The 15528-nt window shown below is 38.2% G+C and carries 13 protein-coding genes; all 13 read left to right on the top strand.

The features are described 5' to 3' along the window. Nucleotides 1-64: 64 nt before the first annotated feature. The 13 genes from FLJC2902T_RS10430 to FLJC2902T_RS10490 all read left to right on the top strand — a co-directional run bounded on the left by FLJC2902T_RS10430 (nucleotide 65) and on the right by FLJC2902T_RS10490 (nucleotide 15483). A complete protein-coding gene (locus FLJC2902T_RS10430) occupies nucleotides 65-4396 on the top strand; it encodes a CusA/CzcA family heavy metal efflux RND transporter (RefSeq protein WP_023579749.1) in 4332 nt (1443 codons plus the stop codon). Between the two features lie 10 nt (nucleotides 4397-4406). Then, complete coding sequence (locus FLJC2902T_RS10435) at nucleotides 4407-5525, top strand: efflux RND transporter periplasmic adaptor subunit (protein ID WP_023579750.1); 1119 nt, start codon at nucleotides 4407-4409, stop codon at nucleotides 5523-5525. Between the two features lie 8 nt (nucleotides 5526-5533). Further along, a complete protein-coding gene (locus FLJC2902T_RS10440) occupies nucleotides 5534-6652 on the top strand; it encodes a VIT1/CCC1 transporter family protein (RefSeq protein ID WP_023579751.1) in 1119 nt (372 codons plus the stop codon). A gap of 200 nt (nucleotides 6653-6852) precedes the next feature. Continuing rightward, nucleotides 6853-7356 (top strand): DUF2231 domain-containing protein, encoded by a 504-nt coding sequence (locus tag FLJC2902T_RS10445; protein WP_023579752.1) that lies wholly within the window; start codon nucleotides 6853-6855, stop codon nucleotides 7354-7356. Nucleotides 7357-7600: 244 nt separating this feature from the next. Then, nucleotides 7601-8458: an ATP phosphoribosyltransferase gene (hisG, locus tag FLJC2902T_RS10450; RefSeq protein WP_023579753.1), complete on the top strand. Its 858-nt coding sequence runs from the start codon at nucleotides 7601-7603 to the stop codon at nucleotides 8456-8458. Nucleotides 8459-8542: 84 nt separating this feature from the next. After that, on the top strand, nucleotides 8543-9829 hold the full coding sequence (hisD, locus tag FLJC2902T_RS10455) for a histidinol dehydrogenase (protein ID WP_023579754.1): 1287 nt from the start codon (nucleotides 8543-8545) through the stop codon (nucleotides 9827-9829). A gap of 4 nt (nucleotides 9830-9833) precedes the next feature. Further along, nucleotides 9834-10868 carry a histidinol-phosphate transaminase gene (gene hisC / locus FLJC2902T_RS10460; protein ID WP_023579755.1) on the top strand — a complete coding sequence of 345 codons (1035 nt, stop codon included), beginning with the start codon at nucleotides 9834-9836 and terminating at the stop codon, nucleotides 10866-10868. Next, nucleotides 10868-12007, top strand: coding sequence for a bifunctional histidinol-phosphatase/imidazoleglycerol-phosphate dehydratase HisB (gene hisB / locus FLJC2902T_RS10465; protein WP_035678315.1), 1140 nt, complete (start codon nucleotides 10868-10870; stop codon nucleotides 12005-12007). Before hisC ends, hisB begins: the two co-directional genes overlap by 1 nt. 1 nt (nucleotide 12008) lies before the next feature. After that, the gene (gene hisH / locus FLJC2902T_RS10470) at nucleotides 12009-12602 is read left to right on the top strand and encodes an imidazole glycerol phosphate synthase subunit HisH (protein WP_023579757.1); all 594 of its coding nucleotides are present in this window, start codon (nucleotides 12009-12011) and stop codon (nucleotides 12600-12602) included. 18 nt (nucleotides 12603-12620) lie between these two features. Next, nucleotides 12621-13346 carry a 1-(5-phosphoribosyl)-5-[(5-phosphoribosylamino)methylideneamino]imidazole-4-carboxamide isomerase gene (gene hisA / locus FLJC2902T_RS10475; protein WP_023579758.1) on the top strand — a complete coding sequence of 242 codons (726 nt, stop codon included), beginning with the start codon at nucleotides 12621-12623 and terminating at the stop codon, nucleotides 13344-13346. A 1-nt stretch (nucleotide 13347) separates the two neighbouring features. After that, nucleotides 13348-14103 (top strand): imidazole glycerol phosphate synthase subunit HisF, encoded by a 756-nt coding sequence (hisF, locus tag FLJC2902T_RS10480; RefSeq protein ID WP_023579759.1) that lies wholly within the window; start codon nucleotides 13348-13350, stop codon nucleotides 14101-14103. A gap of 73 nt (nucleotides 14104-14176) precedes the next feature. Beyond that, nucleotides 14177-14776 carry a bifunctional phosphoribosyl-AMP cyclohydrolase/phosphoribosyl-ATP diphosphatase HisIE gene (gene hisIE, locus FLJC2902T_RS10485; protein WP_023579760.1) on the top strand — a complete coding sequence of 200 codons (600 nt, stop codon included), beginning with the start codon at nucleotides 14177-14179 and terminating at the stop codon, nucleotides 14774-14776. A gap of 41 nt (nucleotides 14777-14817) precedes the next feature. After that, nucleotides 14818-15483, top strand: coding sequence for a DUF2461 domain-containing protein (locus FLJC2902T_RS10490; RefSeq protein WP_023579761.1), 666 nt, complete (start codon nucleotides 14818-14820; stop codon nucleotides 15481-15483). The last annotated feature ends 45 nt before the right edge of the window (nucleotides 15484-15528 follow it).

The following is a 15528-nucleotide window of genomic DNA, read 5'->3' on the forward strand; positions in this document are numbered from 1 at the left end:
TGATGTTAAGACTATCTTAAGTTAACTTTTTTCTTTCATTTTTAAATTTGTTAAAAATTCAACGATGGACAAGATAATTGGTTTCAGCTTAAGAAATAAGTTCATAATACTGCTTTTTACGATAGCGGTATTAGGATTCGGACTGTTTTCCGTTTTCAGAATTTCCATCGGAGCCGTTCCGGACGTTACCAACAATCAGGTTCAGGTAATTACCACTTCCCGCAATCTTTCCACAGAAGACATTGAACAATACATTACTTATCCGGTAGAACTGGAAATGGCAAATTTACCGGGCGTAAAAGAAATCCGTTCGATATCAAAATTTGGATTGTCTGTGGTAACCATAGTTTTCGATGAAGAATCCGGAACCTACCTGCCAAGACAGTTAATCGCCGAAAAAATCAAAACCGCTTCAGAAAAAATCCCATCAGGCTTTGGTGCTCCGGAAATGGGGCCCATTACAACAGGTTTGGGAGAAATTTATCAGTACACGCTTGATGTCAAACCCGAATATAAAAACCAATATTCTGTAACCGATTTGCGTACCATTCAGGATTGGGTTGTGAAACGACAACTCTCAGGAATTAAAGGTGTGGTGGAAATCAATACTTGGGGCGGGTATTTAAAACAGTATGAAATAGCCATCAATTCATCTCGTCTCAAAGCAATAAACATCGATGTAAGCGAAGTATTTACCGCTCTGGAAAACAATAACAGCATTGCCGGAGGTGCTTATATCGAAAAAGAAAATCAGAGCTACTTTATCCGCGGAGAGGGAAAAGTAAATTCCATTGAAGATATTGAGAATATCGTAGTGAAAAATGACAATGGAATTCCGGTTTACATTAAAAATGTCGCAAAAGTACGTTACGGCAGCGCAAATCGTTTCGGAGCCATAACGGCTAACGGTGAAGGCGAAAAAGTACTGGGACAAGTCATGATGCTTAAAGGTGCCAATTCAAAACAGGTAATTGAAGATGTTAAAAAGCGTGTTTCCGAAATTCAGAAATCACTGCCGGAAGGTGTTTACATTAACGGATTTCTGGAACGAAGCGAGTTGGTTGGGAAAACAACGCTTACAGTTGCTGAAAATCTTATTTTAGGATGCCTTATCGTAATTTTTGTGGTGGTACTTCTGTTGGGAAACTGGCGCTCGGGATTGGTGGTTGCCTCAGTTATTCCCCTTTGTTTGCTGTTTGCCATATCATTCATGAATATTTTGGGAATCGATGCGAATCTGATGAGTTTAGGTGCAATCGACTTCGGAATCATTATAGATGGCGCGGTAATTATTGTCGAATTCATAGCGTTTCAGATCAGTCATAAATCGGCTCGTCTGTACCAGCTTTCCAAATCGGAACAACAATCGGAAATTGATCATATCACGCTGAAAAGCGCCTCAAAAATGATGAATTCGGCAATTTTCGGTCAACTTATCATTCTTATTGTATTCATTCCGATTTTATCCTTAACCGGAGTGGAAGGGAAGATGTTCAAACCGATGGCAATGACGTTCAGTTTTGCGTTAATCGGAGCCATGATCTTCTGTTTTACCTATGTTCCCGTAGTTTCCTCTCTGTTTTTGAAACCTAAAGAAGAAAACCCGAAATCCTTTTCCAACCGCTTACTCAATAAATTGAATTCCTGGTACTTGCCCATAATTACCTGGGCCCTAAGTAACACGAAAAAAGTGCTTTATGGTGCATTTGGTCTGCTTTTAATGGCCGCTGGTTTGTTTGCAACCATGGGAGGGGAATTCATTCCGACATTAGACGAAGGAGATTTCGTAATCCAACCTGTTTTAAAAACCGGGACTTCCCTGAGTAAAACGATAGCCACAACGACTAAAATCGAAAAAATAATCCTGAAAAATTTCCCGGAAGTAAGTCAGGTTGTAAGCCGGATTGGTGCTGCAGAAGTACCTACAGACCCTATGAGTATGGAAGAAAGTGACGTAATTGTAAAACTTAAACCGAAATCAGAATGGGTTTCTGCCGACAGCAAAGACGAATTGGCCGATAAAATAAAAGCCGCAATCGAAAAACAAATTCCGAATATCGAAATTGAATTTACACAACCTATCGAAATGCGTTTCAACGAATTAATTTCGGGGACGCGTTCCGATGTTGCGGTGAAAATTTTCGGAGAGGATTTGGAAGTTTTGGCACGCAAAGCAAAAGAAATCGAAAAGGCAATCCGAAATGTGGAAGGTGCATCCGATATTATTATTGAAAAAACGGAAGGTTTACCGCAGATGGCCGTTCGGTTCGACAGAAGTAAAATTGCCCGTTACGGCTTGAATATTTCCGATCTGAATGAAATGATATCGCTTGGTTTTGCCGGAAAAACAGTCGGAAACGTATTTGAAGGTGAAAAACGTTTCGATGTGGTTATTCGTTTGGATAAAACCAACCGTAAGGATATTGAAGATTTACGCAATTTGTATGTTTCTACACCTTTAGACGAACAGATTCCGCTGAGCGAACTGGCGCAGATTAATTACACCGACGGTCCTGCAAAGATTTCAAGAGACAATACACGCAGAAGGATTGTTGTTGGAATCAATGTAAGGAACAGGGACTTACAAAGTGTTGTGGACGATATTCAGAAGAATATAGAAACCAAGGTTAAACTTCCTTCCGGATATCATGTTACGTATGGCGGACAGTTTGAAAATCTTCAAAGTGCCAAAGCGCGTTTAATGATAGCGGTGCCTATTGCATTACTTTTAATATTTATCATGTTGTACTTTGCTTTCGGTTCTGTAAAAGAAGCATTACTGGTGTATTCTGCCATTCCGCTTTCAGCCGTTGGCGGTGTATTGTTTCTCTGGATGCGTGATTTGCCGTTCAGTATTTCAGCCGGGGTTGGTTTCATAGCGCTTTTTGGTATAGCGGTTTTGAACGGAATTGTATTAATTGAACATTTTAAAGAATTAAAACATGAGGGAATTGAAGATATGAATGAACTGATCTTAAAAGGAACCACCGACCGGTTACGCCCGGTTTTATTAACCGCTTCGGCCGCAGCATTGGGTTTTCTTCCCATGGCCATTTCATCTTCAGCTGGAGCAGAGGTGCAACGTCCTTTAGCTACCGTGGTTATTGGAGGTTTATTCACGGCAACTTTACTGACCATGATTGTTTTACCGATTTTATTTAAGGTGTTTGATTCTAAGGAATTCAAAGAACAGAAACGTAAAAAGAAAAACAACAACGTTCTTTCTGTTATTTTACTTTTATTGAGTACATCTTTTGCTTTTTCCCAGAATCCGGCCGAATTAGACAGTTTACTTTCAAAAGCGACAGCAAATAACAAAAGTATAAAAGCAGGTCAGTTGCAGGTAGATAAAGCCAAAGCGAATATAAAATCGGCCTTCACCTTTGATAAAACCAATCTGTATTACAACTATGATGAAAATAATCTGGCTGTCAACAGTTTACCATTGAAAGTTTTCGGCGTACAGCAAAGTTTCGCTTTTCCGACGGTTTACGGGGCTCAGAAGAAACTTTACAAATCGGAATACGAAACAAAGCAATCGGGTTTTGAAATTCAGAAAAACAAACTGGCTCATGGTATCAGCACGGTCTATAATGAAATCGTATTTCTGCAGCATCAGGAAAAACTGTATCACTATCTCGACAGTTTGTATGAGAATTTCTCAAATGCCAGCAACAGAAAATTTGAATTGGGGGAAACCAATTATCTGGAAAAAATTACGGCTCAGGCTAAATTCCGACAAATAAAAACCACGCTTTCCCAGATTGAAAAACAAAAGAAATCCAATTACAAACTGCTACAGTCATTATTGCAATCGGATGAAACAATCACCATCAAAAACAATACAATAACACCAATTCAGACCTCAATCATAAAATCAAATAAAGAACTATATACTTCTTATTTTGAAAACATTACAAAAATTCATGAAAATAATTTGGCATTGCAAAAACAGAATTGGTTACCCGATTTAAACTTTGAATATTTTCAGGGAAGAAACAGCGGTTTATCGCAATCGCTGTATGGATTTCAGGTTGGTGTGGCCATACCGGTTTTGTTTTCGGGGACGGTTGCAAAATCAAAAGTAGCCGAACTGGAATTGCAGAGTTGGGAGCAACAAAGACAAAATGAAGAAGTCAGAATTGAAAAATACATCAGTCAGAAAACCAATGAATTGGAAAAACATGAGGAAGCCATCAAATATTACAATCAGTACGGCAAAAAATTATCGGAAGAAATCGTAAAAGTAGGCACCATGAGCTACAAACAAGGTGAAATTGATTTCTTTCAGTACATACTGAGTCTGGAAAACGCAACAACAATACAAGTTGAATATCTGAATAGTGTACTGCAATTCAATAAAACACAATTGGATATTCAATACCTTAATTTTTAATCAGTTACCAATGAAAAAAAACATACTGACACTACTCGCGGTTTTCGTATTGATTTCCTGCAAAAAAACAGAAACAGCTCCGCAGGAAAATGGGAATAACGGCTTAATTTCGATAACGAAAGAACAGTTTCAATCGGGAGGAATGGAAATTTCCAACCCCACAGAACAGGATTTTAACCTGACTGTTAAAACATCCGGAGAAATCGATGTTCCTCCTCAAAACAGAGCCAAAGTAACCACTTTTTTGGGCGGATATGTAAAATCAACTACCTTATTGGTTGGCGATAAAGTAACCAAAGGACAAGCTTTAGTAACATTAGAAAATACCGAATTTATTGATCTTCAGAAAGATTATCTTGAAGTTGCCGAGCAGATTAATTATCTGAAATCGGAATATGAAAGACAGAAAACGTTGTACAACGAAAAAATCTCTTCGCAGAAAAACTATCTGAAAGCAGAAAGCGATTACCGCAAAACCAAAGCCATGTATAACGGATTAAGGGAAAAATTGTTACTGCTGAATATTAATCCGGCAAACGTCGAACGCGGAAAATTAACTTCGACAATTACGATTTACACTCCGATTTCAGGTGACATAGTGGTTATGAATGTAAATACCGGAATGTTTATAGCTCCCTCGGATGTGATTCTGGAAATCGTTCAAACCGACCATTTACATTTGGAATTGGCTGTTTTTGAAAAAGATATACTGAAGGTAAAAGAAGGGCAGTCCATTAAATTTACCGTTCCGGAAGCTTCAAAAACGATCTTCGATGCGGAAGTGCATTTAGTCGGGAAATCAATAGAGGGAAAAGACCGGACGATTAACGTTCACGGACATTTGTCTGATGACGTAAAACAAAAACTGCTCACTGGAATGTTCGTGGAAGCTCAAATCATAGTGGATTCGAAGAAAGGGCTTGCCATACCGTCCGAAGCTTTAATTACAGAAGACAATAAGAATTTCGTACTTTTATTACACAATGATAATAACAAATCCTATTCGTTTCAAAAGGTAGGAGTGGAAATCGGTGAAAAATCTGAAAAATTTGTCGAAATTATTGCGAACAGTAAAATCAATTCCGAATCAAAACTGCTAACAAAAGGTGTTTTTGATGTAACCAATTAACAACAATTATGGATAAAAAAAAACTAAAAGAACAACTGCAAACCGAAGTGGATACAGCTTTTTTGTACGAAAGCATTGCCAATTTACAGGCAGACGTTAATCTGAAAAAAGTTTTACAAAGTTTATCGCAAATTGAAAAAAATCATGCTAACCATATTCTTGATAAAATGCAGGAGGATGGGATCCATATTACTTTACCGTCGCCCTCGTCACGCGCGAAATTACAATTAAAACTGGGAAGAATTTTTGGTTACAATTCTATTATCGGAAATTTGTCTTCTATCGAAAAACAGTTTGCTGTAAATACAATCAAAAATAAAATTGAAAAAGGGGAGAAGCTAACTGGTTTTGAGCACAGTCATCTGAAAATTATCGAAGCTGTAAATCAGAATTCGTCGTTTAATGTGTCGGGTGGTTTTCTGTCGAAATTTGAAAGCCGACACAAATCGGTAGGAGGTAATGCCCTACGAGCAGCTGTTTTAGGTGCGAATGACGGATTGGTTTCCAATATGAGTTTAGTTATGGGCGTGGCCGGAGCAGCGGTTTCTAACAACACTATTCTTCTTACAGGATCTGCCGGATTATTAGCAGGCGCAATCTCTATGGCTCTTGGTGAATGGCTATCCGTCCAAAGTTCAAAAGAATTATTTGAAAACCAAATCGTTTTGGAAACACAGGAACTGGAAGCGTCCCCGGAAGAAGAAAAAAAAGAATTGGCTTTGCTTTATCAGGCAAAAGGAATGAATTCGGAAGAAGCCATAAAACTTGCCAATAAAGCTTTTGAAACAAATGAAACAGCCATTCAAACACTGATTACAGAAGAATTGGGAATCAATAAAGAAGAATTGAAAGGTTCTGCCTGGGAAGCAGCAATCACTTCCTTTGTACTTTTTGCACTTGGAGCAATAATACCGCTTTATTCGTTCATGTTTCTGGAAGGATCAAATGCGATATATCTAAGCATTGCAAGTTCAGTTGTCGGGCTTTTTGGCATCGGTTCCGCGATTACGTTATTTACCGGAAAAAGTATCGTGTTTTCGGGATTCCGTCAAGTGGTATTCGGACTGGCAGCTGCAGCAGTAACGTACGGTATTGGAGCGCTCATCGGAGTTTCCATGGCTAATTAACAATCAATTATTTACATTACAATTTAGATTGGAAAAATCCCGAATCAGAGAGCAGATTACTTACCCTAATCATATTTTTTCTTCAATTATTATAATTCCGTTACATTGATGATGTGATTTGAATTGAAAAAATACAATATATTTGAATTTCCATTATCAAAATGAATTAAAATTAACCAAACCTATTTAAACTATTCGCTATGAACGACGCGCATTTACACATGTTAGTAAACCATTTTCCAATTATCGGGACCATTTTCGGCCTTGGAATTTTAATTGCAGGAGTATTTTTTAAAAATGATGCAATTAAAAATACGGCCTATATTTTATTTGTTGTTGCCGCCATTTTTGGATTTGCCAGCATGAATACCGGAGAAGGAGCAGAGGAACTTGCAGAAAAACTTCCATCCGTAACCCATGAAATCATACATGAACACGAGGAAATTGCCGAAAAATTAGCACTTGTGCTGTATGCATTGGGAGCGGTTTCATTATTAGGTTTGTTTCTGAACATTAAAAAGCATGCTAAAGCCAATATGATTACTTATTTAGCAATCGTAATTGCTGCTGTCGGTGTATTCTTAGCACAAAAAACAGGAACTACCGGAGGCGAAATCCGTCATACGGAAATCCGTGAAAATGCTGCAGCAATAGCGGGCTCAACTCAGGAAACCACTGAACCTGATCACAATGACAATCACTAAAAAATCACAAATTTTTAAAATATATTTGTTTTTCTGAAAATAAAGACTTTACATTTGCATCATCAAAACAAAAGAAAATGTTTTTAAACCAGTTACATCATCATCATTATTTCTCCGCTCAAGCGAAGTGATAATGGTATGTGTCTAAATCATATATTTTTTAAAACCCGTTTGAGTACATCAAACGGGTTTTTTATTTCTGCTCATTCGTTGTACTCAAGCATTATTCCTAACCAAAATAACAATGAGTACATTAAAAATTGCAATCCAAAAATCGGGACGTCTCAATGAAGACAGCCTTAAAATCCTCAAAGATTGTGGCATTTCGGTAGAAAACGGAAACGACCAATTGAAAACCATTGCATCCAACTTTCCATTGGAGATTTTATTCCTTCGTAATTCAGATATACCGCAGTATCTAATTGATGGCGTGGCAGATATCGCTATCGTAGGCGATAATTTACTGACCGAAAAAGGAGCCGATATCGAAATCACCGAACGATTGGGATTTTCAAAATGCCGTGTATCTGTAGCGATTCCGAAAACATTCGAATACAATAGTATTTCCGATTTAAACGGTTTACGAATCGCAACTTCTTACCCCAAAACAGTTTCGGACTATTTCAAATCAAAAAACATTACGGTCGAATTACACGAAATTTCGGGTTCTGTCGAAATCGCGCCCAATATCGGATTATCCGATGCAATTGTGGACATCGTTTCTACTGGAAGTACGCTTTTTAAAAACAACCTAAAAGAAGTCGAAGTCATTCTGAAAAGTGAAGCCGTTCTGGCAGTTTCACCAAAACTTTCTGCCGATAAAAAAGCAATTTTAGACAAACTCCGTTTCCGTATCCAATCTGTTTTAAAAGCACGAAAATCGAAATACATACTGATGAATGTTCCAAATTCTAAAATTGCAGAAATCAGCGCCATATTGCCGGTTTTAAAAAGTCCGACCGTAATGCCGTTAGCGGAAGAAGGCTGGAGTAGTATTCATTCGGTTATCAACGAAGAACTTTTTTGGGAAGTCATTGACCAACTCAAAGCAGCCGGCGCGGAAGGCATTTTAGTTTGCCCTATTGAGAAAATGGTTTTATGAGAAGAAGAGAGAAGAGACAAGAAGCAAGAGACAAGAAACAAAAGACAAGAGTAAAGAATATAGAGAATAGAAAATAGAGAATAGATGAACAAAATAATAAATCCGAATGTGTGCGAATGGGCGACACTCACACAACGACCAACCCAAAGTTTCGCAGCTATAGAAGAAACAGTGAAGGGAATTTTTAAGGAAGTCCAACAAAAAGGGGATAGGGCCATAACAAAATACACATCTTTTTTTGACGGAATTGCGATTCAGAATATAAAAGTTTCAGGGGCTGAAATTAAAGAAGCAGTTGCAAGTGTTCCTCAGGAATTAAAAGATGCGATACTGATGGCAAAATCAAATATCGAAGCTTTTCACAGTGCTCAAAAAACGGAACGCATTGAAATTGAAACAATGGAAGGTGTTTCGTGCTGGCAGGAAAAAAGACCGATTCAAAAAGTCGGACTTTATATTCCAGGAGGTTCAGCGCCACTATTTTCAACGGTATTAATGCTTGCGATTCCGGCACAACTAGCCGGTTGCAAAGAAATCGTATTGTGTTCGCCACCGGATAATGAGGGCAAAATTAATCAGGCGATTTTATTTGCCGCTGATTTATGCGGTGTCACTCAAATTTTAAAAGTGGGAGGAATTCAGGCTATTGCGGGAATGACATTTGGAACAGCAACCGTACCCAAAGTTTATAAAATATTCGGCCCAGGAAATCAGTTTGTAACCGTTGCGAAACAAGTGGCAACGCAATTCGGACTCGCAATCGACATGCCGGCCGGACCTTCTGAATTATTAGTGGTTGCAGACGATTCTGCTATTGCGGCTTTCGTAGCTTCCGATTTACTAAGTCAGGCGGAACACGGTGCCGACAGTCAAGTGGTTTTGGTTACAACTTCCTTAAAATTACTTTCCGCTGTTGAAAAAGAAGTCGAAAAACAACTGGAAAAGCTTCCAAGAAAGGCAATTGCAGCCAAAGCAATCCAAAATTCAAAATTAATCTGTTTTGAAAATAAAGAGCTGGCTTTAGATTTTATTAATGAATATGCGCCTGAACACTTTATTATTGCCACAAAAAATGAATCATTCTATGTGAATGGAATTCAGAATGCCGGTTCGGTTTTCATCGGAAATTACACTCCGGAAAGCGCCGGAGATTACGCTTCAGGAACCAATCACACGTTGCCAACAAACGGCTATGCCAAAAATTACAATGGTGTAAATCTGGATAGTTTTTTGAAAGCGATGACCTTTCAGAAGATTTCCAAAAAAGGCATTCAAAATATCGGAAAAACAATTGAAATCATGGCGGAAGCGGAAGGTTTACAAGCGCACAAAAATGCGGTAACGCTTCGTTTAAACAGTTTAAAGCAATAAGAAAATGAATTTAGAAAAATTAATCCGAACCAATATAAAAGCAATGCAACCGTATTCTTCAGCACGTGATGAATTCACGGATTTTGATCAGAAAATGATTTTTTTGGATGCGAATGAAAGTCCGTTCGAAAATGGTGTAAACCGTTATCCGGATCCGCAACAGCAAGCGATTAAATTAGTTTTGGCGGAACAGAAATCTGTGAATCCGAATCAGATTCTGTTGGGAAACGGCAGCGATGAAGTGCTGGATTTAATATTCAGAGCGTTCTGCGAACCGAATCGTGATAATGTGATTACGCTTCCGCCAACTTACGGAATGTATGGCGTTTTGGCTAATCTGAACGCCATTGAAAATCGTGAAGTTTTATTATCATCCGATTTTCAGCCGGAAATTGAACGTATTTTGGAGAAAGTCGATGCAAATACCAAAATGATTTTTCTGTGTTCCCCGAACAATCCCACGGGAAATTCCTTTTCCGATGAAAGTATCGTAACTTTATTAGAGAATTTCAACGGTTTGGTGGTTTTGGACGAAGCGTATATTGATTTTTCCGAAAAAGAAAGTTGGCTGACAAAACTCAACGACTATCCGAATTTAATCATCACACAAACGCTTTCCAAAGCCTATGGTTTGGCCGGAATCCGAATGGGAATTCTGTATGCTGCACCAGAGATTATCACTGTTTTAAACAAAATAAAACCGCCTTACAATCTGAATGTTTTATCACAGCAAAAGGCGCTAGAAGTGCTGTCTGATGGAAAATTAATTAAAACCAAAACAAATTTAATTAAAGGAGAAAAAAGAAACTTACTTAAACAATTACTTGAAGTGAATTTTATTCGAAACGTTTATCCGAGTGAAGCTAATTTTATTTTGATAAAAGTAGACGATGCTAATACGAGATACAATCAGCTGCTAGAAAAAGGCATCGTGGTTCGCAACCGAAACAATCAGCCGCTTTGTGAAAATTGCCTGCGTATTTCCATCGGAACACCGGAAGAAAATGAATTTTTAATCAACATACTAAAAACATTGTAATGGCTCAGAAAGCAGTATTCATAGACAGAGACGGAACGTTGGTTTTAGAACCGGACGATTATCAGGTAGACAGTTTATCCAAATTGGAATTCTATCCTGAAGTGTTTCAATATCTGTCAAAAATTGCAGCAGAATTGGATTTTGTAATCGTCATGGTAACCAATCAGGATGGCTTGGGAACAGTCAATTATCCGGAAGAAACTTTTTGGCCTGTACAGAATTTCATCCTTAAAGCGTTTGAAAATGAAGGAATAAAGTTTGCAGAAATTTTCATAGACCGAAGTTTTCCCGAAGACGATTTACCCACAAGAAAGCCTAAAACAGGAATGCTTACAAAATATCTGAACAATCCCGATTATGATTTGGAAAACTCTTTTGTTATTGGTGATCGTCTAACGGATGTTGAATTAGCTAAAAATCTTGGTGCTAAAGCGATTTTCATTAAAAACGAAGATGATTTAGGCGGAAATGAAATCGCTTCTTCGGCAGAAGAATTAGTCCCAACCATTGCATTGACAACAACTTCCTGGAAAGCGATTTATGAATTTTTGAAGTTAAAAGAACGTTCGGCGTCCATTATTCGTAAAACCAATGAAACGGATATTTCCATTACGGTAAATTTAGACGGCACCGGAAAAAGCAACATTAATACAGGTTTAGTATTTTTCGATCATATGTTAGACCAAATTGCGCGCCACGGACAAATCGATTTGGATATTCAGGTGAAAGGCGATTTAGAAGTAGACGAACACCACACGATTGAAGATACAGCAATTGCTTTAGGAGAAGTGTTTGCCAAAGCTTTAGGAAATAAGCTCGGAATCGAACGCTACGGATTTTGCCTGCCTATGGACGATTGTTTAGCACAGGTCGCTATTGACTTCGGAGGCAGAAATTGGCTCGTTTGGGAAGCCGAATTCAAGCGTGAAATGATTGGCCAGATGCCAACGGAAATGTTCTTTCACTTCTTTAAGTCATTCACTGACGGAGCGAAAGCCAATCTGAATATCAAGGCCGAAGGAACCAACGAACATCATAAAATTGAAGCTGTTTTTAAAGCGTTTGCCAAAGCAATCAAAGCAGCTGTAAAACGTGATACCGAAAAAATGATTCTGCCATCGACTAAAGGAATGTTATAAAATGAAAATAGCTATTATAGATTACGGAGCCGGAAATGTACAAAGTGTTCTGTTTGCCTTGGAACGATTGGGTTTTCAGGGAATACTCACCGATGATTGGAATGAAATAAAAACAGCTGATAAAGTGATTTTTCCGGGTGTGGGCGAGGCGGGTACCGCTATGAAAAAACTGAGCGATAAAGGATTAGCAGCTTTAATTCCGACATTAAAACAACCGATTCTAGGAATTTGTTTAGGTATGCAATTGATGTGCAAAAGTACGCAAGAAGGCAACACCAAAGGATTAGGTATTTTCAATGTGGAGGTAATCAAATTCACGAATCAGGTGAAAGTTCCGCAAATGGGTTGGAATATGATTTATAATTTGCAATCGCCTTTATTTGAAGGAATTCAAGAAGAGGAGTTTATGTATCTGGTACACAGCTTTTATGCTTCAAAATGCGATGAGAGTATTGCCACAACCAATTATGAAACAGAATATTCATCGGCGTTGCAGAAAAACAACTTTTACGGCGTACAGTTTCACCCTGAAAAAAGCGGAACCGCAGGAGAACAAATTTTAAAGAACTTCCTTCAACTAACCACCGATTACTAACAACTAACGACTAATTTAATGAGAATCATCCCTGCCATAGACATCATCGACGGAAAATGCGTCCGTCTTTCAAAAGGTGATTACGAAACCAAAAAAATCTACAATGAAAATCCGCTGGAAGTAGCCAAATCATTTGAAGCCCACGGAATAGAGTATCTACATTTAGTTGACTTAGACGGTGCCAAATCGAATCGGATTATCAATTACAAGGTGTTGGAACAAATTGCGACCAAAACCAGTTTGAAAATTGATTTCGGAGGTGGATTAAAATCGGATGAAGATTTGAAAATTGCCTTCGAATCAGGTGCAAACCAAATTACCGGAGGAAGTATAGCCGTAAAACAACCGGAAATTTTTAAAAACTGGATTGAAAAGTTCGGTGCAGAAAAAATCATATTAGGTGCTGATGTCAATAACGAAAAAATAGCCATTTCCGGTTGGCTTGAAGAATCACAAGAAGATTTGGTTCCGTTTATTCAAAAATACCAACAATCCGGAATTCAATATGTGATTTGTACCGATATCGCTAAAGACGGAATGTTGCAAGGTCCATCGTTCGATTTGTATCAGAAAATTTTAGCGCAAACGAATGACATAAAACTCATTGCTTCCGGCGGAATTTCAACTTTTGATGAGTTGCCCAAATTAGCCGAAATAGGCTGTGAGGGAACCATTATCGGAAAAGCGATTTACGAAGATCGAATAACATTGAAACAACTGAAGAATTTCATCTTAAACTTTTAAAATGCTCACAAAAAGAATTATTCCCTGTCTCGATATCAAAAACGGAAGAACCGTAAAAGGTGTGAATTTCGTCGATTTGAAAGATGCCGGAGATCCGGTGGAATTAGCAAAAAAATATACCGAAACCGGAGCAGACGAACTGGTTTTTCTGGATATTTCAGCCACCGAAGAGCGCCGTACCACATTGGTTGATTTGGTTCGGAAAATAGCTGGTGCGATCAATATTCCATTTACGGTTGGTGGCGGTATTTCATCTGTGGAAGATGTGGATATCCTACTTAAAAACGGTGCTGATAAGATTTCCATCAATTCATCGGCAGTAAAAAATCCAAATCTGATAAATGAAATTGCATCTAAATACGGAAGTCAATGTGTCGTCGTTGCGATAGATGCCAAACAAATTGAAAACAATTGGATGGTGCATTTGGTTGGAGGCAAAGTTGCTACAAAATTGAACCTGTTTGATTGGGCAAAAGAAGTGGAACAAAGGGGAGCGGGAGAAATTCTCTTCACATCCATGAACAACGACGGAACCAAAAATGGTTTTGCCAATCAAGCTTTAGCGAAACTGTCCGAAACCGTTAATATTCCAATAATTGCTTCGGGAGGCGCCGGTTCGATGCAACATTTCGCAGCTACTTTCATTGATGGCAAAGCCGATGCAGCATTGGCGGCGAGCGTTTTTCACTTTCAGGAAATAGAAATTCCGGAATTGAAACAGTTTTTAAGGAGCAAGAAAATAGATGTCAGAATATAGAAAACAGAAGCAAGAAGCAAGAGGCAAGAAGCAAGAGGCAAGAGGCAAGAATTAAGAAAATAGAATTAAGAAAATGAAAATAGATTTTACCAAAAATACTGATGGTTTAGTGCCAGCCATTATTCAGGACAGCGAAACTAAAAACGTACTGATGTTGGGCTATATGAATCAGGAGGCTTTGAATAAAACTTTAGATACAAAAAAAGTAACCTTCTTCAGCCGAACAAAGAAGCGCTTGTGGACAAAAGGCGAGGAGAGTGGCAACTTTCTAGAGCTGATTTCGATTGCGGAAGATTGCGACAACGATACGCTTTTAGTAGGCGTTCGACCTACGGGAGCTACTTGCCACACCGGTTCAGATACATGCTGGCAAGAACCTAACAATCTGGATTATGGATTTATATCGAAATTAGAAAAAACAATCAAAAATCGAAAAGAAAATACGAATACTGAACAAAGTTATGTTGTCTCATTGTTTGAAAATGGAATCAATAAAATTGCTCAAAAAGTTGGGGAAGAAGCGATAGAAGTCGTGATTGAAGCGAAAGATAATAACGACGATTTATTCTTAAGTGAAAGTGCCGATTTACTGTTTCATTATCTGATATTATTACAGGCCAAAGGATTTCAATTAAATGATGTCGTAAAAGTATTGCAATCGAGAGAAAAATAATTTTCAGGAATTCTCAAAATAGTGTACTTTTAAAATAAAAAATGATTTCAAAAGCCGAACTGGATTTTCTTTCCGAATTAAAACAAAACAATAACCGCGAATGGTTTGCCGAGAATAAAAAGCGATTTGAAAAACATCAGAAAGAAACGAAGCTTTTTTTTACCGAAGTGGGTGAACAATTAGGGAAACAAGACGGAATTGAGCAAGTCCAGATTTTCAGAATTTATCGTGATGTACGTTTCTCTAAAGACAAAGCGCCTTATAAAAACCATTTCAGCGTTCATTTTTCGCGTACAAAACCGATGCTTCGAGGTGGTTATTATCTGCATATCGAACCCGGCGGAAGTTTTGTAGGAGGCGGTTTCTGGGATCCGAATACTGAAGACTTAAACCGAATTCGCAAAGAATTTGAAATGGATGATGAAGAAATCCGTTCCATTATCGCCGACAACACTTTCAAGAAGTTTTTCGGTGAACTGAAAGGTGATGAATTAAAAACGGCTCCGAAAGGTTTCGATAAAACCCATCCGGCCATTGATCTGATCCGGAAAAAACAATATCTGGTAACAAGAGCATTCACGGATAAAGAAGTTTTATCGCCGAATTTCCAGCAGGAAGTTTTGGATACCTTTAAAGCCATGCGGCCTTTCTTCGATTATATGAGTGATGTACTGAGTACCAACCTTAACGGAGAAAGCATATATTAAAAAAAGCTGTCGGTTAAGACAGCTTTTTCGTTTGTGGTATTGGTT

This window comes from Flavobacterium limnosediminis JC2902, from assembly GCF_000498535.1.
GTDB classification, from domain to species: domain Bacteria; phylum Bacteroidota; class Bacteroidia; order Flavobacteriales; family Flavobacteriaceae; genus Flavobacterium; species Flavobacterium limnosediminis.

Coding starts and splice junctions, on each gene's coding strand:
- hisG (WP_023579753.1), top strand. CDS start 7,601: ATGAGTACATTAAAAATTGCAATCCAAAAATCGGGACGTCTCAATGAA.
- hisC (WP_023579755.1), top strand. CDS start 9,834: ATGAATTTAGAAAAATTAATCCGAACCAATATAAAAGCAATGCAACCG.
- FLJC2902T_RS10445 (WP_023579752.1), top strand. CDS start 6,853: ATGAACGACGCGCATTTACACATGTTAGTAAACCATTTTCCAATTATC.
- FLJC2902T_RS10435 (WP_023579750.1), top strand. CDS start 4,407: ATGAAAAAAAACATACTGACACTACTCGCGGTTTTCGTATTGATTTCC.
- hisD (WP_023579754.1), top strand. CDS start 8,543: ATGAACAAAATAATAAATCCGAATGTGTGCGAATGGGCGACACTCACA.
- FLJC2902T_RS10440 (WP_023579751.1), top strand. CDS start 5,534: ATGGATAAAAAAAAACTAAAAGAACAACTGCAAACCGAAGTGGATACA.
- hisIE (WP_023579760.1), top strand. CDS start 14,177: ATGAAAATAGATTTTACCAAAAATACTGATGGTTTAGTGCCAGCCATT.
- hisH (WP_023579757.1), top strand. CDS start 12,009: ATGAAAATAGCTATTATAGATTACGGAGCCGGAAATGTACAAAGTGTT.
- FLJC2902T_RS10430 (WP_023579749.1), top strand. CDS start 65: ATGGACAAGATAATTGGTTTCAGCTTAAGAAATAAGTTCATAATACTG.
- FLJC2902T_RS10490 (WP_023579761.1), top strand. CDS start 14,818: ATGATTTCAAAAGCCGAACTGGATTTTCTTTCCGAATTAAAACAAAAC.
- hisA (WP_023579758.1), top strand. CDS start 12,621: ATGAGAATCATCCCTGCCATAGACATCATCGACGGAAAATGCGTCCGT.
- hisF (WP_023579759.1), top strand. CDS start 13,348: ATGCTCACAAAAAGAATTATTCCCTGTCTCGATATCAAAAACGGAAGA.
- hisB (WP_035678315.1), top strand. CDS start 10,868: ATGGCTCAGAAAGCAGTATTCATAGACAGAGACGGAACGTTGGTTTTA.